Origin of the sequence: Humibacter albus DSM 18994 (assembly GCF_000421825.1) — a bacterium.
In the GTDB taxonomy this organism is placed as follows: domain Bacteria; phylum Actinomycetota; class Actinomycetes; order Actinomycetales; family Microbacteriaceae; genus Humibacter; species Humibacter albus.
In genome coordinates this window covers 180,996-196,841 of record NZ_ATXT01000017.1, presented here as the reverse complement: position 1 = coordinate 196,841, position 15,846 = coordinate 180,996, and the positions used below count along the sequence as shown (strand labels likewise).

Sequence of the window (15,846 nt, the reverse complement as noted above, 5' to 3'; positions counted from 1 at the left end):
CGCACCACTGACCCGGCCGCGGCTCGGATGTGGGCCTCGTCCGGTCTACGGCTCTGGTCAGCTGAACCGCACGGCGGAGCCGACCCACCGAGCTGCCCGGCTGTTCAGCCGACGGTGGCGCCGCAACGCCAGCAGGATGCCGGCAGCCGCTCCTCGATCAGGGCGCCGCAGTCCGGGCAGACGCGCTCGAGCCAGCACACGGAGTCCCCGACGGACTCGAACACCGGCTCGAGGCGGGATGCCCCGCCCGCGTCGGTCGCACGCGCACCGTCCTCGACGCCGGCGGCATCGGACCCGACCGTCATGGCTCCGGCAGCATCAGGTCCGGCAGCATCAGGTCCGGCAGCATCAGATCGGGCAGCATCAGGTCCGGCAGCATCAGATCGGGCAGATTCCCGTTCCGTCTCCCCCACCATCGCCGCGCCTCCTCGTCTCGCGTCCATTGTGTCGCGGCGGTACCGGCTGTGCTGGCGCAGTACCGGCCGTGCCGGCCCGACGCCGGCGCGACGCACCGACACGCGACGCACCGGTGTGGCCGGCACGCTGCGCATCATCGTGCCGGCTCCCCAGTACCTCTGGCCGTCTGTGACTCGGTCTCGGCCGTCTCTAACTCAGGACATATCCGATCAGGCCGCAGGTATATCGATGTGGCACCGTATGACCTGAAATAGTGCCTGGGGAGACGCTGCCGCGTTGCCGGTGGGGGAAGAGCCCCGCTGCCCGAGCGGGAACTCGGCGGATCGTGACCGTACCGTGACAGAGCCGCCGTCGACGCGCCCGCACAGGGTGCGGGCGCCCGCGACCTGTGGATCGGCGCCACCGATCCGCGGACGGGCGCGACGAGAGCGGGCGACCACCGGCATCCAGCCGCCTCGCCGGGTGCCTGCGCTCAGGTGCTCCGCGGGCAGCGTCGTGTCGATTCGATTAGGCTTTCCTCTTGGCCGGAACGGCTGTCACCTGTGCCCTGAAGTGACCGCATCCGGTGCTTGTGACAATCAACGAAGAGAGTGGGCGAACGGCTGTGTCGAGCCAGTTGACCGGTGTTGGAACAGACGAAGGAGCGTCGGGAGAGTTCGGAGCCAATGAGTGGCTCGTGGACGAGATGTACGAGCAGTACATCGCCGACAAGAATTCGGTCGACAAGTCGTGGTGGCCCATCCTCGAGGCCTACACGCCCGGCAAGGCGAAGACGCCCGCGGCGCCCGTGACGGACGCCTCTGCCGCTGCATCGGCGGCGGATGCGGCTCCTGCCGCGCCGTCCGAACCCGCGAGTGCTGCGGCGACTCCTTCCGCACCGACTCCTTCCGCACCGGCGCCTTCCGCGCCCGCGAACTCAGCAGCGGGCGCGACAGCGGCTCCCGCCAGCACCGCGCAGGTCTCGCAGGCCGCAGCAGGGGCGGCACCGTCTGCGCCGGCCGCCCCGGCTTCGCCGGTCGTGCCGTCCTCCGAGTCGCCCTCGACTCAGCCCGTCGCGCGCACCACATCGGTGGCACCGCGCCCCGCTCCCGTTCCTGCCGATGCGCCGGTGACCGCGCCGCAATCCGTCGTGAAGTCCGGCGAAGCCGCCGAGGAGGAGCCGCAGCCGGTCGTGAAACCGCTGCGCGGCATGGCCAAGGCTCTCGCCAGCAACATGGATGTCAGCCTCACGGTCCCGACAGCGACCAGCGTGCGCACCATTCCGGCCAAGCTGATGATCGACAACCGCATCGTCATCAACAACCACCTGCGTCGTACCCGTGGCGGCAAGGTGAGCTTCACGCACATCATCGGCTGGGCGCTCATCCAGGCGCTCAAGCAGTTCCCGAGCCAGAACGTCTACTACGACGTCGTCGACGGCAAGCCGTCGGTGATCGCTCCCGCGCACGTCGGCCTCGGCATCGCCATCGACGTCCCGAAGCCGGACGGCTCCCGGGCGCTTCTCGTTCCCGCCATCAAGCGTGCGGAGTCCTTGACATTCGGCGAGTACCTCGCCGCCTACGAGGATCTCGTGAAGCGCGCGCGGGCGAACAAGCTCACCGCCGACGACTTCAGCGGCGCCACCGTCTCGCTCACCAACCCGGGCGGCATCGGCACCGTCCACTCCGTGCCGCGACTCATGAAGGGCCAGGGGTGCATCATCGGCGCCGGCGCGCTCGAGTACCCGGCCGAGTTCCAGGGGGCCAGCAACAAGACGCTGGTCACGCTCGGCATCGGCAAGACCATCACGCTCACGAGCACGTACGACCACCGCGTCATCCAGGGCGCGGGCTCGGGCGAGTTCCTCAAGGTCGTGCACGAGCTGCTGCTCGGCCAGCGCGACTTCTACGAAGACATCTTCGCGGAGCTGCGCATCCCGTACGACCCGATCCACTGGGCCGAAGACATCAGCGTCGACCTCGCCAGCGCCGTCGACAAGACGGCCCGCGTTCAAGAGCTGATCAACGCGTTCCGCGTGCGCGGGCACCTGATGGCCGACACCGACCCCCTGGAGTACAAGCAGCGCACGCACCCCGACCTGGAGATCTCCAGCCACGGCCTCACGTTCTGGGATCTCGATCGCGAGTTCGTCACCGGCCGGTTCGGCGGCAGCCGCCGGCAGATGACGCTGCGCGACATCCTCGGCGTGCTGCGCGACTCGTACTGCCGCACCATCGGCATCGAGTACATGCACATCCAGGACCCCGCCCAGCGCAAGTGGGTGCAGGACCACGTCGAGGTGCCCTACGAGAAGCCGACCCACGACGAGCAGCTGCGCATTCTGCGCAAGCTCAACGAGGCCGAGGCGTTCGAGACGTTCCTGCAGACGAAGTACGTCGGCCAGAAGCGGTTCAGCCTCGAGGGCGGCGAGTCGACCATCGCCCTGCTCGACTCGGTGCTGCAGGAAGCCGCGCAAGACGGTCTCGACGAGGTCGCCATCGGCATGGCGCACCGCGGCCGCCTCAACGTACTGACCAACATCGCGGGCAAGACCTACGGCCAGATCTTCCGCGAGTTCGAGGGCGCGCAGGACCCGCGCACGGTCGGCGGCTCCGGCGATGTCAAGTACCACCTGGGAACCGAGGGCACGTTCACGGGCCTCGGCGGCGAGGAGATCGCGGTGTACCTCGCAGCCAACCCGTCGCACCTCGAGGTGGTCGACGGCGTGCTCGAGGGCATCGTTCGCGCCAAGCAGGACCGGCGCCCCGCAGGCACGTTCCTCACACTGCCGATCCTCATCCACGGCGACGCGGCGATGGCCGGTCAGGGCGTCGTGGTCGAGACGATGCAGATGTCGCAGCTGCGGGCCTATCGCACCGGCGGCACCATCCACATCAACATCAACAACCAGGTCGGCTTCACCACGCCGCCCAGCGAGGGCCGCACCTCGGTCTACGCGACAGACGTCGCCAAGACCATCCAGGCGCCCATCTTCCACGTGAACGGCGACGACCCGGAGGCCGTCGTGCGCGTCGCCGAACTGGCGTACAAGTTCCGCCAGGAGTTCAAGAAGGATGTCGTCATCGACATCATCTGCTACCGCCGGCGCGGTCACAACGAGGGTGATGACCCGTCGATGACGCAGCCGCTGATGTACAACCTCATCGAGGCCAAGCGCTCCGTGCGTCGGCTGTACACCGAGGCTCTCGTCGGCCGCGGCGACATCACCGAGGAGGAGTACGAGGAGGCGCACAAGGACTTCCAGGAGCGCCTCGAGCGCGCGTTCGCGGAGACGCACGCGGCGCAGACCGGCTCCATCCCGGTGGTCTCCGGAGACCCCGACGCGATCAACGACCTCGAGCGTCCGGATGCGCAGCAGGATGCCGCGAGCGGCGACCTCGAGACCACCGGCGTCACCGAGTCCGTCATCCAGACCATCGGCCAGGCGTTCGATAACAAGCCCGCCGGCTTCACCGTGCACCCGAAGCTGCAGCAACTGCTGACCAAGCGCGTCGAGATGACACGCAGCGGCGGCATCGACTGGGCGATGGGCGAGTTGCTCGCTCTCGGCTCCCTCTTGCTGGAGGGAACGCCGGTACGCCTGGTCGGACAGGATTCCCGCCGCGGCACGTTCGTGCAGCGCCAGGCGGTGCTGCACGACCGCGTCAACGGCCAGGAGTGGCTGCCGCTGGCGAACCTGAGCGACAACCAGGGTCGGTTCTGGATCTACGACTCGTTGCTCAGCGAGTTCGCGGCCATGGGCTTCGAATACGGCTACTCGGTCGAACGCCCCGACGCGCTCGTGCTCTGGGAGGCGCAGTTCGGCGACTTCGCGAATGGCGCTCAGACCGTGATCGACGAGTTCATCTCGTCGGCCGAGCAGAAGTGGGGCCAGCGCTCGTCACTCGTGCTGCTGCTGCCGCACGGCTACGAAGGTCAGGGGCCCGACCACTCGTCGGCTCGCATCGAACGGTTCCTCCAGCTGTGCGCGGAGAACAACATGACCGTCGCCCGTCCCTCCACGCCGGCCTCGTACTTCCACCTGCTGCGCCGTCAGGCGTACTCGCGACCGCGCAAGCCGCTGATCGTCTTCACCCCGAAGGCGATGCTGCGACTGCGAGGCGCGGCCAGCGACGTCGCAGACTTCACCTCGGGCACCTTCGACACGGTGATCGACGACGTCCGCGGGCTCGACAAGAGCGCGGTGGCCCGCGTCATCCTGACGTCGGGCAAGGTGTATTACGACGTCAAGGCGGAGCTCGACAAGAACCCGAACGACAGGGTCGCCGTGGTGCGGGTCGAGCAGTACTACCCGTTCCCGGGCGATGCACTCAAGTCGGTGCTGTCGCAGTACCCGAACGCGGAGTTCTTCTGGCTGCAGGACGAGCCGGAGAACCAGGGCGCCTGGAGCTATGTGTCGCTGCAGGCGGTGAAGAACGGACTGCCGCCCCTCGGCGTGTTCTCCCGCGCCGCGTCCGCTTCCCCGGCAACGGGGTCGGCGAAGCGGCACGCGCAGGAGCAGACCGAACTGGTCAAGGCGGCCGTCGCACTGTAGACGGCTCGTTCCCAGGCCCTTCCCGCGAGACAGCAGCAGCGCGGCGAAGCAGCGGCTCGCAGCCGCCGTCTCGCCGCGCTGCTGCTCTCTTGTCGAGCGACGGCTGGCTCGCCGCACACAAGCGACCAGCGGTATCGGTCACGTCAGAGCGCCGTGTTATGGAAAACATTCTTGACGAGCCCGCTGCTCGCTCCTAGACTTCCCAAACATCCGATCTTTGCCGCACGATCGACACTGGAGTCCGCGTGAGCACACCGTTCCGAGAGAAATCGTCCCGACGTATCCTCGCCCGCATCGCCACCGGAGTAGCCTGCGTCTCGATGTTTGCGCTCACAATCACTGCCTCGCCTGCCGCGGCGGCCGACTCCGATGCCCTGAACGTCGGCTTCTCCGGATCGTTCGTCGGCACGAGTGCCTACACGACGACCGGCGGTGAGATCATGCACGGCGCGCTGAACGCCGTCACGGGCGACGAGGCCCAGGTCGCGGGCGGCGGTGTCACCCTCGCCGGCGGCGAGCAGGGCGTGCACTTCGCCCCCGACTCGCTCGACCTCGGTTCGGCAGAGATGACGCAGGGCTTCCTCGCGGAGCTCGAGTTCGCTCCGTCGGCGGCGCCCGCCGACCTCGCGACGCTGTTCTCCGCCGACGGCAACTTCTTCGTGCGCGCTTCCTCCGGCAAACTGCAGTACGGCTTCGACTCCGTCTCCGACGGCATCTGGACCCAGCATCGGGCGACGGCGACCTACCCCACGGTGGGCGCCGACCACGTGCTCTCCCTGCAGTACCTGCCCGGCGACACGTCCACCGAACTCCACGTGAGTCTGGACGGGACCGAGCTCACGACCGTGTCGACCTCGGCCAGGGCCGCCGTCAACGCCGCGGTGGCGAACCGCATCGGCATCGGCAACGACGTGCACCCGGCTGGTCTCGACCGCGGGTTCGTCGGGACGGTCTCGAAGGCGCGTGTGGCCGCCGTAACCGGTGCATATTCGCCGAACGCCTACGAGTTCCAGCCGAAACCCGTCACGACCGATCTGCTCGATGTCTCGTACGGCGGTGTCGTGAAGAACGGGATGTACACGGCCACGCCGAACGAGACGCTTGACGGAACGCTCGCCTCGCGGACAGGATCCGAATCGGTCTCGTCGAGTGGTGCGGCACTGGCTGGCGGGAAGCAGGGGCTGGACTTCACGGCATCCGACCCGGTGTTCGGCGACGAATCGCTCGACACGGGCTTCGTCGTGGAGACGGCGTTCACCCCGGCCGCGAATCAGGGAAGCCTCGCCACACTCGTGGCCGTGGGCGGCAACCTCTTCGCGCGGTACCAGGACGGATCGCTGCGCTACGGGTTCAGCGCTCACATCGGCAGTGCGTGGAAGGACTTCATCGCCACCACGGCGGTCCCGACATCGGGTGAGCAGCACATTCTCTCTCTCGCTTATGTTCCGGGCAGCGATTCCACGCGGGTGATCGCCTGGCTCGACGGCAAGGAGCTGTCCACCGTCACCGGCACCGCTGAGTCCACGCGCAGCAGCGCTGTCACAGGCACGCTCAGCATCGGCAACGAGTTCTCCTCACAGGCCCCCGATCGCGGATTCTCCGGCACCGTGCAGAAGACCAGGTTCGCGGTGCTGAACGGCGACTTCCAGGCATCCGCGTTCACCTATCAGAGCCTGACGTCGCAGACCTGCGACCCGATCACGCTGGACCCGGCGAACTACATCACGGTGACGTCCGCGGACTGCGACGCGAACATCCTCGCGAAGTCGACGCTCGTGCGGCCCACCGACCAGCAGCTGAGCTGGCAGGAACTGCGTCTGACGGCGTTCGTGCACTTCGGCATCAACACGTTCTACAACCAGGAGTGGGGCAACGGCACCGAGGATCCCGCACGGTTCGACCCGACGGGCCCGATCGACGCGGATGCCTGGGTCAAGCAGCTGCGGGACGCCGGCTTCCGGCAGGCCATCCTCGTGGTCAAGCACCACGACGGGTTCCTTCTCTACCCGTCGCGCTACACCGACTACAGCGTGGCGTCCTCACCGTGGGAGGACGGCAAGGGTGACGTGCTGCGCGACTTCACGAACGCCGCGAAGAAGTACGGCATGAAGGTCGGGGTCTATCTCTCCCCTGCGGACTCCCACGAAGAGAACATCGGCGTGTACGGCAACGGCAGCACGCCGACGCAGCGCACCATTCCGACCCTCGTCGCGGGCGATGACCGCGCCGGTAAGGCCATCCCCACCTTCAGCTACCAGGCGACCGACTACGGTGCGTACTTCCTGAACCTGCTCTACGAGGTGCTGACCGAGTACGGGACCGTCAACGAGGTGTGGTTCGACGGCTCGCAGGGCAACACGACGAAGGACGAGATCTTCGACTATGGCGCTTTCTACGACCTGATCCACAAGCTTCAGCCGAACGCCGTCATCGCCGTCGGCGGCCGCGACGTGCGCTGGGTAGGCAACGAGCAGGGTGTCGCCCGCGACGACGAGTGGGGCGTACTGCCGATCTCGGATGCCGGCGACGGTGGCCTGATCAAGGCGGTGAACCCGTCATCCGACAGCGAGCTCGGCTCGGACGACTCGCTGATCGCCGCCGTCACCTCCGGCCAGGCCGACAAGCTGCACTGGTGGCCGGCCGAGGCGGACATGAAGCTCACGGCCGGATGGTTCGCACATCCCGGCGACCAGCCCAAGAGCCCATCGTCGTTGCTGAACAGCTTCCAGGTCTCCACCGGCCACAACGGCATCATGCTGCTCAACGTGCCGCCCACCACCGATGGATCCTTCGCCGGTTCCAGCGTGACGGCGATCGACGGTTTCGCCGCCGACTTGCGCAAGACCTACACGAAGGACAACGCCCTCGGCATTCCCGCCACGACCGCCGACGGGTCGACGACGAATGCAATCACCGACGGGAACAGCCGCACTTCATGGGCCAGCGCCGACGCAGACCCGAGTTCGGTCACGATCGACCTGGGCTCGGCGCGGACGGTCAACACGATCACGCTGAGTGAGGACACCTCCGCACACGGTCAGAGCGTCGAGCACTTCACCGTCGACGCAGAGGTCGACGGGGCCTGGAAGACGATCGCGCAGGCGGGCACGATCGGCGTCTACCGTTCGCTCTCGCTCGGATCCGCCGTCACTGCCCAGAAGTTCCGCGTCTCGATCACGAAGGCGCGGGGCGTCTACTCCCTGGCGAACGTCTCGCTCTACCAGACGCTCACCGACGACCCGGGACGTGCGAGCGACGTCTACCTCGACTGCTCGGCACCGACCGCCGGTGACGGAAGCAGCGCGAAGACCCCGTTCAACTCGCTGGAGCAGTTCCGTCAGACGGAACTCGCACCGGGAGCGACGGTGCACGTGAAGTCGGGAACGGACTGCGCGGCATCCAGCACGCCGTTCTGGGGTTACGGCACCGACCAGAAGCCGATCACGGTCACCACCTACGGGGGCGAGGAGGCACCGCACATGGACGGCACCCCGCTCGCGGTCGTGCTGGCTCCGCTCGCGCAGCAGGGATGGGTCATCGACCTTCCCACCGGGAGCGTGAGCACGCCGACCATCGCGCTGGATGCCTCCAGCGTCGCGGCTGGAGGCCGGATCACCGCCAGGCTCGACGGATTCTCGCCGAACAGCGACGTGACGTTGACACTGCACTCCGACCCCGTGCAGCTGGCCACCGGAACGACGGATGCTGCCGGTCACCTCGCGATCACGACCACCATCCCCGCAGACACCGCGGCCGGCGCGCATGAAGTCGTGGCGACGCAGGGGGACGCCAGCGCCAGCGCCTCCCTCACCGTCACGGCCGCCGAGCCGGCAGAAGGCGGGGCCTCCGGCGCCGGAAGGGGTGCGACGGCCGCCGCCGGCGATCTCGCCACGACCGGCTCGAACCTCGCGACGCCTCTGGCTCTCGCGCTGATCGCCCTGATCGCGGGAGCGGCTGCACTGGTGCTGCGCCGCCGAGCCCGGAAGGCACGGACCCGCTGAGCACGCCTCGCGCGTCGAAGCGGCGCCGTCCGACCCGCGACACGGGACCGAAGCCCCGTCAGTGCGTGGCCTGGATGCTCCGCAGCTTGGCCAGTACCTGCACCCGAAGCTCCTCGGGCGCCGTCTCCTTGCACGCGCGCTGCACCACTTCGGTCAGTACGACGCCGACGTGGACCTCGTTCTGGCAGTCCGAGCAGTTCTCGAGGTGCTCGCGGATGTCTGCAGCGTCATCCGCCTGCAGCTCGTTGTGCAGATACTCTTCCAGGTCTTTCTTGGCCTTGGTGCAACCGCAGTCGCTCATTTGGTGCTCCCGGTGTTCTGCACGGCGCGGGTCTTCTTCGTGCTCGCCGTCTCGGGATCGGCGTCGCTGTTGCGCACAGCACTCAGACCGCGCTCGCGCGCGTAATCCGTCAACAGCTCCCGCAGCAACCGCCTGCCACGATGCAGACGGCTCATCACGGTGCCGATCGGGGTCTTCATGATGTCGGCGATCTCCTGGTAGGAGAAGCCTTCGACATCGGCCAGGTAGACCGCGAGGCGAAAGTCCTCGGGGATCCCCTGGAGCGCATTCTTCACGTCGGAGTCCGGCAGATGATCGATCGCCTCTGCTTCGGCGGACCGCGATGTCGACGAGGTCGTCGAGGTCGCACCGCCGAGCTGCCAGTCCTCCAGCTCGTCGATCGCGTTCTGATACGGCTCGCGCTGCTTCTTGCGGTACGTGTTGATGAACGTGTTCGTGAGAATGCGGTACAGCCAGGCCTTCAGGTTCGTGCCCTGCTTGAACTGGCCGAAGGCCGCGTACGCCTTGACGAACGTCTCCTGCACGAGATCTTGCGCGTCGGCCGGATTGCGCGTCATGCGCAACGCCGCCGCATACAGCTGATCCATGAAGGGCAGCGCCTGCTCCTCGAACAGGTCGCCCTTGCTCGGGGAGGATTCCTCGGTTGGATTCGACATCACGGCCCAGTCTAGGCTGACCGCCGCCCGTCGCCCCTGGTGCCACGGATGCCCGTCACGCAGGCTCCGGAGCGGGAGGAGCGGAGTAACGAGAGGTGCGTCGAGCAGCGCCTCGGGCATGCCGCACTCTCCTCTCGTGTCGTGTGATCGGCATCCATTCGCACGGCGCCGGTACTGTTGTCAATCGATGTTGATCTCGAAATATTCCTCTCCGGACTTCGATCCATACGGCGATCGAGCTCCCGATGAGCCGGAGCGATTGTGGGCGGCGCCTACCGCCACGGAACCGGTGCGAGCCAGCCTGAGCCTGCCGGGATCGAAGTCGATCACGAACCGCGAGCTCGTGCTCTCCGCGCTCGCGGATGCCCCCTCCCTGCTCCGTGCACCGCTGCACTCCAAAGACAGCGCGAACATGGTCGCCGCGCTGCGCGCGCTCGGAGCCCGCATCGAGAACGTGGAGGGCTCGGGCCCGTTCGGAGCGGACTGGCGCATCACGCCCCCCGAAGAGCTCACGGGGAGCACCACTATCGACTGCGGCCAGGCCGGAACGGTGATGCGATTCGTGCCGCCCGTGGCTGCGCTCGCACTCGGTCCGACCACCTTCGACGCTGACGATTCCGCGCGTTCCCGACCGATGCGCGGCATCATCGCGGCGCTGCGTGCACTGGGCGTCGATGTGAACGATGACCGCCGCGGTGGGCTTCCGTTCACCGTGCACGGTACGGGCAGCGTGGCCGGAGGGGCGATCGAGATCGACGCATCGGCGTCCAGCCAGTTCGTCTCCGGCCTGTTGCTGTCGGCGGCCCGTTTCGACCAGGGGCTGCAGCTGACGCACGTCGGGGAGCGACTGCCCAGCCTGCCGCACATCGAGATGACGATCGACGCGTTGCGCCGACGCGGAGTGCCCGTCTCGTCGGCGGCGACCGGCTCCTGGAACGTGCAGCCCGGCCCCATCGAGGGCCGTGACCTCGACATCGAGCCCGACCTCTCCAACGCCGCGCCGTTCCTCGCGGCCGCGTTGGTCACGGGCGGCAGCGTCACCATCATCGGCTGGCCGGATGCCACGACACAGGTCGGTGCTCACCTCGCCGACATCCTGCCCTCCTTCGGCGCCACCGTGGAGCGCGCGAACGGTTCGCTGACCGTGCGCGGAGGCGACGGCATCCACGGTGCCGACCTCGACCTCACCAGGGGCGGCGAGCTCGCCCCGACGGTCGCTGCTCTCGCGGCTCTCGCCGACTCGCCCAGCACCATCACGGGCATCGGCCACATCCGCAACCACGAGACCGACCGGCTGGCAGCGCTCGCCACCGAGATCCGCGCACTCGGCGGCGAGGTCGATGAACTCGACGACGGCCTGCGCATCATGCCGCAGCCGCTGCACGGCGGGCTCTGGCACAGCTACGACGATCACCGCATGTCCACCAGCGGCGCCCTGATCGGCCTCGCGGTGCCGGGCGTGCAGATCGAGAACGTCGAGGCCACGCACAAGACGCTTCCCCAGTTCACGCAGCTCTGGCGGACGATGCTCGACGGCGACGTCGGCACAGCGGCGGGCTGAGAGGGGTGTCGGCCGGGTGAGCTGGTGGGACACCGACGACGAGGACGAGCCGTACGAAGAGTACGACGAGTCGTCGGTGCGCGTGCGTCCGAACCCGAAGGGCAACCGGCCGCGCACGAAGCAACGGCCCGAGCACGACGACGCCGTCGAGGCTCGCGTGCTCGGTGTGGACCGGGGTCGCTACACCGTGCTCGTCGACGAGGACTCGCCCGACGAGCACGAAGCCATCGCCGCCCGTGCCCGCGAGTTGCGCAAACAGCCGGTCGTCACCGGCGACCGGGTCGACATCGTCGGCGACACCAGCGGTGAGACGGGCACGCTGTCCCGTATCGTGCGCATCCGTGATCGCCACACGCTGCTGCGCCGCAGCGCCGACGACACGGATGCCGTCGAGCGCATCATCGTCGCCAACGCCGACCAGATGCTCATCGTGGTCGCGGCGGCGAACCCAGAGCCTCGTACGCGGCTCGTCGATCGTTACCTGGTCGCCGCCTACGATGCCGGCATCGCGCCGCTGCTCTGCGTGACGAAGACCGATCTCGCCGACCCCGCACCGTTCTTGGAGAACTTCGCCGGACTCGACCTTCCGGTCTTCCTCTCGACGACGGCAGGAGGGTCTGCGGACGCCGCGGCCGGCATCCCGCTCGACGCCCTGTCCCGCGCTCTGGCCGGTCACGACACGGTCGCGGTCGGTCACTCGGGCGTGGGCAAGTCGACGCTCGTGAACGCACTCGTCCCCGGAGCGGACCGCGCGACCGGCCACGTGAACGAGGTGACCGGGCGTGGCCGCCACACGTCGTCGTCGACGGTCTCGCTGCGGCTGCGCACGCCGCACGGCGGAGGCTGGATCATCGACACGCCAGGGGTGCGGTCTTTCGGACTGGGGCACGTGGATCCGGCGAACATCCTCCGATCGTTCACCGACCTCGCCGCCATCGCCGAGAATTGTCCGCGCGGCTGCACGCATCTGCCGGATGCTCCCGACTGCGCCATCGTCGAAGCGGTCGACGCCGGCGAGCTCGGCGAACGCGGCCACGCGCGGCTCGACTCGCTGCAGCGGCTGCTGGCCACGTTCGGCTGACGATCGGCACCGGCCGCTGGACCGCGGCCAGCCCATTAGCGTGGACTGCATGACCGATACGGCTTCCTTCCGCCTCTCCACGGGCGACGCAGCACCCGACTTCACCCTGCTCGACCAGGACGGCGAGGAGGTGTCGCTGCACGACTTCGCCGGTCACGACGTGATCGTGTACTTCTACCCCGCCGCGATGACGCCCGGCTGCACGAAGGAGGCCTGCGACTTCCGCGACAACATCAACTCACTGGCATCCGCCGGCTTCCAGGTGCTCGGCGTCTCGAAGGACGACCCGGCGACGCTGACGAAGTTTCGCGAGCGCGACCGGCTCAACTTCCCGCTGCTCTCCGACCCGGATCTCGCGGTGCACAAGCTGTACGGCGCGTACGGCGAGAAGTCGCTCTACGGCAAGCTGATGACCGGCGTGCTTCGCTCCACCTTCGTCGTCAACGCGGACGGCACTCTGCGCCTCGCGCTGTACAACGTGAAGGCCACGGGCCACGTCGCGTCCCTGCGCAAGAAGCTCGGCTTGGCGGCCTGAACAACGCCGTATCGCCGCTCAGCGCCTCTGCTGCTTCGCCGACTCCTCGTCGGTCCCCACCGGCTGCACGTCGGCGGCAGTCGCTCGCGTGACGGAGGGGACCAGCACCAGGCCGATGCCCAGCACGGCGACGAGCAGAAGCACCCAGCCCGCCTGCGGCACCGCGGTGACTCCGGTGAAGCACCCGATCGCGACCGCCAGCACGAGCAGGTGCCACGTGATGCTGGAGCCGCGCATCCACGAGCGACGTCGTGCCGCCGCGGCGGTCGTCAGGCACACCCACACGGCGCAGAGCGCGGCGATCACGAGCAGCGCGATGCCGCTCGCGGTGTCGGCCGCGGCCGACGACACCGCCTCGACGATCAGCCACACCACGAGGCCCACGAGCGTCAGCGATTCGAGTGCAAGAAGCGCGACGAGGCATCCGAGGAGAGCCGGAAAGGATGCCTGCGGCCGGCTCCCGTCCGTCGCAGACGACTGTTCCCGGTCTGTGTTCACAGCGTTATCCCATTCGAAAACTCTTGATTTGGCACTACCAGTATGCGAGCATTTCCAGGTCGAGTTTGACGCTCACAGGGCGGTGGGCAGGTGTCCGTTTCTGAGGAACTCACGTCCAACGCAAAGCAAGATCCGTGATCTTGTGCGTCCGGCATCCATTCCCCCGATCAGGGCTCCGAGACTTGGCGCTTACCCGATTCCGACCACTCGGTCACGCCCGGCGTCGTGTGACGCATGCAACTGAAGGAGCACCCTCATGGATTGGCGCGACAAAGCCGCCTGCCTGACAGCCGACCCGGAACTCTTTTTCCCGGTGGGCAACACGGGACCGGCTGTCGAGCAGATCGAGAAGGCCAAGGCCGTCTGCGCCCGGTGCACCGTGACCGAGGCCTGCCTGCAGTACGCCCTCGAGACCGGCCAGGACTCGGGCGTGTGGGGCGGTCTTTCCGAAGATGAGCGTCGCGCGCTCAAGCGCCGCGCGGCCCGCGCGCGCCGCGCTTCCTGAGCTTTCGCCCTCCCCGGGCTTCGGTTCGCGAACCTGGGCGTCCTCGGCGCCCCGTCACCCGTGACTGCGACGTGAATCGCCGGTTGTCGCGCCGGAGTCCCGCTCTGCCGCCGTGGTCGACCGACCTCGTCAGGCCTTGCGCAGGTAGCGCAGCGGCACCTCGATGGTGACCTCTGTTCCGGTGCCCACCATCGTGTGCCAGTCGATCGTCCCGCTCAGCTCGCCCTGAATGAGCGTGCGCACGATCTGCGTGCCGAGCCCGTCGCCGACCTTGCCCTCCGGCAGACCGGAGCCGTTGTCCTTCACCTTGACGGTGAGGGTGTCCGGCGAGCGGTCCGCGATGATCTCGACCTCACCCGAGCGTCCCGCCAGCCCGTGCTCCACGGCGTTCGTGACGAGCTCGGTGAGTGCCAGCGCGAGCGGCGTCGCGTATTCGCTCGGCAGTTCGCCGAAGCTTCCGCTCGACTTCGGGTGCACCGTCGTGTTGTGCGTGCTCGCGACCTCGGCGACGAGCAGAAGAACGCGGTCGAACACGTCATCGAAGTCGACGATCTGCGCGAGCCCTTCCGACAGCGTGTCGTGCACGACCGCGATCGCGGCCACGCGTCGCATGGCCTGTCCGAGCGCCTCCCGCGCCTCCTCGGAGTGCGTCCGCCGCGCCTGGATGCGCAGCAGCGAGGCCACCGTCTGGAGGTTGTTCTTCACCCGATGGTGGATCTCACGGATCGTGGCATCCTTCGTGATGAGTTCCTGCTCCTGGTGGCGCATCTCCGTGACATCGCGACAGAGCACGATCGCCCCGGTGCGCTCCCCGTGTGTGCGGATCGGGATGGTGCGCAGCGACACCGTCACCCCCCGCGCCTCGATATCGGTGCGCCAGGGTGCGCGGCCCGTCACCACCAACGGCAGCGACTCGTCGACCACCGTGTTGCCCATCAGCAGGCGCGTCGTCACCTCGGCGAGTGACTCCCCCTCGAGCTCCTCGGAGAAGCCCATGCGATTGAAAGCAGACAACGCGTTCGGGCTGGCGAACGTGGTGACGCCGTCGACGTCGAGGCGAAGAAGACCGTCGGATGCCCGCGGCGCTCCCCTGCGCGGCCCCGACGGCGCACCCAGATCGGGAAAGTCACCGGTGGCGATCATGCCGAAGAGGTCGTTGGCGCACGCGTTGAACGTGAGCTCCTGCCGGCTCGGCGTGCGCGCCTCGCTCAGGTTCGTGTGGCGGGTGATCACGGCGATCGGGGTGGGGACGACCTCGGCACTGGATGCCGACACTCGTCGGAACACCGGGACCGCCCGTACCCGAGTCGGCATCTCTTCGTACCAATCGGGTGCGTGCGAGTCCACGATCGCCCCGGCGTCGAACGCCTCGGTGGCCAGTGCGCGCCACTCCGCGCGGATCGGCTGCCCGACGAAGTCACGGTAGAACAGTGTCGCCGCGCTCGAAGGCCGGGAATGCGCAACGGCGATGAATCCGTCGTCGGTGGGCACCCACAGCACGATGTCGGCGAACGCGAGGTCGGCCAGCAACTGGCAATCGCCCACCAGAAGGTGCAGCCACTCGATATCTTCGGAGGTCGAACGGCCGTGCGCGACGACGAGATCACTGAGCGTGGACATCGCTTCAGTCTAAGAGCGCGCCGCCACTGCTCCGTGCACCGGCGAGCGCCAAGCGGAGCCCGCGCTCAGGTCAGCTCCGTATCGGTGGTTCGCACGCGAGACCGGCCCAGCGCGTGACCGGCCTCGTGCGCGACGCG

Annotated in this window: 11 protein-coding genes; 6 read left to right on the top strand and 5 right to left on the bottom strand. The window is 68.0% G+C overall.

The features are described 5' to 3' along the window. Positions 1–104: 104 nt before the first annotated feature. Positions 105–305, bottom strand: a complete 201-nt coding sequence (locus H623_RS20190) for a hypothetical protein (protein ID WP_022901614.1) — start codon at positions 303–305, stop codon at positions 105–107. A gap of 797 nt (positions 306–1,102) precedes the next feature. Between H623_RS20190 and H623_RS0114315 the strand changes: the two genes are divergently transcribed. Continuing rightward, positions 1,103–4,951 (top strand): multifunctional oxoglutarate decarboxylase/oxoglutarate dehydrogenase thiamine pyrophosphate-binding subunit/dihydrolipoyllysine-residue succinyltransferase subunit, encoded by a 3,849-nt coding sequence (locus H623_RS0114315; RefSeq protein ID WP_425402098.1) that lies wholly within the window; start codon positions 1,103–1,105, stop codon positions 4,949–4,951. 320 nt (positions 4,952–5,271) lie between these two features. Further along, the gene (locus H623_RS20185) at positions 5,272–8,952 is read left to right on the top strand and encodes an alpha-L-fucosidase (protein WP_022901612.1); all 3,681 of its coding nucleotides are present in this window, start codon (positions 5,272–5,274) and stop codon (positions 8,950–8,952) included. 58 nt (positions 8,953–9,010) lie between these two features. Here the strand turns inward: H623_RS20185 and H623_RS0114305 are convergent, their stop codons facing one another. Both H623_RS0114305 and H623_RS20180 read right to left on the bottom strand, forming a co-directional pair. Beyond that, a complete protein-coding gene (locus tag H623_RS0114305) occupies positions 9,011–9,253 on the bottom strand; it encodes a zf-HC2 domain-containing protein (RefSeq protein ID WP_022901611.1) in 243 nt (80 codons plus the stop codon). Next, positions 9,250–9,909, bottom strand: coding sequence for a sigma-70 family RNA polymerase sigma factor (locus H623_RS20180; protein ID WP_157560994.1), 660 nt, complete (start codon positions 9,907–9,909; stop codon positions 9,250–9,252). Before H623_RS20180 ends, H623_RS0114305 begins: the two co-directional genes overlap by 4 nt. Before the next feature lie 187 nt (positions 9,910–10,096). On the opposite strand from H623_RS20180, the gene aroA reads away from it, so the two are divergent. From aroA to bcp, 3 genes are read left to right on the top strand one after another with little or no spacing between them, the layout of a single operon-like run. After that, positions 10,097–11,470, top strand: a complete 1,374-nt coding sequence (gene aroA / locus H623_RS0114295; RefSeq protein WP_026940380.1) for a 3-phosphoshikimate 1-carboxyvinyltransferase — start codon at positions 10,097–10,099, stop codon at positions 11,468–11,470. Between the two features lie 16 nt (positions 11,471–11,486). Further along, complete coding sequence (gene rsgA, locus H623_RS0114290; protein ID WP_022901608.1) at positions 11,487–12,551, top strand: ribosome small subunit-dependent GTPase A; 1,065 nt, start codon at positions 11,487–11,489, stop codon at positions 12,549–12,551. Between the two features lie 49 nt (positions 12,552–12,600). After that, on the top strand, positions 12,601–13,086 hold the full coding sequence (gene bcp, locus H623_RS0114285; protein ID WP_022901607.1) for a thioredoxin-dependent thiol peroxidase: 486 nt from the start codon (positions 12,601–12,603) through the stop codon (positions 13,084–13,086). Positions 13,087–13,104: 18 nt separating this feature from the next. Here the strand turns inward: bcp and H623_RS20175 are convergent, their stop codons facing one another. Beyond that, on the bottom strand, positions 13,105–13,584 hold the full coding sequence (locus H623_RS20175; protein WP_022901606.1) for a hypothetical protein: 480 nt from the start codon (positions 13,582–13,584) through the stop codon (positions 13,105–13,107). 256 nt (positions 13,585–13,840) lie between these two features. Here H623_RS20175 and H623_RS0114275 point away from each other — a divergent pair, with 256 nt between their 5' ends. Further along, positions 13,841–14,089, top strand: coding sequence for a WhiB family transcriptional regulator (locus H623_RS0114275; protein ID WP_022901605.1), 249 nt, complete (start codon positions 13,841–13,843; stop codon positions 14,087–14,089). Positions 14,090–14,218: 129 nt separating this feature from the next. On the opposite strand, the gene H623_RS0114270 is transcribed toward H623_RS0114275, so the two are convergent. After that, complete coding sequence (locus H623_RS0114270) at positions 14,219–15,709, bottom strand: sensor histidine kinase (RefSeq protein ID WP_022901604.1); 1,491 nt, start codon at positions 15,707–15,709, stop codon at positions 14,219–14,221. Positions 15,710–15,846 lie beyond the last annotated feature (137 nt).

What these genes read in the sequence shown, in the direction of transcription:
- H623_RS0114275 (WP_022901605.1), top strand. Translation starts at nt 13,841, where the DNA reads ATGGATTGGCGCGACAAAGCCGCCTGCCTGACAGCCGACCCGGAACTC.
- H623_RS0114315 (WP_425402098.1), top strand. Translation starts at nt 1,103, where the DNA reads ATGTACGAGCAGTACATCGCCGACAAGAATTCGGTCGACAAGTCGTGG.
- bcp (WP_022901607.1), top strand. Translation starts at nt 12,601, where the DNA reads ATGACCGATACGGCTTCCTTCCGCCTCTCCACGGGCGACGCAGCACCC.
- H623_RS0114305 (WP_022901611.1), bottom strand. Translation starts at nt 9,253, where the DNA reads ATGAGCGACTGCGGTTGCACCAAGGCCAAGAAAGACCTGGAAGAGTAT.
- H623_RS20180 (WP_157560994.1), bottom strand. Translation starts at nt 9,909, where the DNA reads ATGTCGAATCCAACCGAGGAATCCTCCCCGAGCAAGGGCGACCTGTTC.
- H623_RS0114270 (WP_022901604.1), bottom strand. Translation starts at nt 15,709, where the DNA reads ATGTCCACGCTCAGTGATCTCGTCGTCGCGCACGGCCGTTCGACCTCC.
- aroA (WP_026940380.1), top strand. Translation starts at nt 10,097, where the DNA reads ATGTTGATCTCGAAATATTCCTCTCCGGACTTCGATCCATACGGCGAT.
- H623_RS20190 (WP_022901614.1), bottom strand. Translation starts at nt 305, where the DNA reads ATGACGGTCGGGTCCGATGCCGCCGGCGTCGAGGACGGTGCGCGTGCG.
- H623_RS20185 (WP_022901612.1), top strand. Translation starts at nt 5,272, where the DNA reads ATGTTTGCGCTCACAATCACTGCCTCGCCTGCCGCGGCGGCCGACTCC.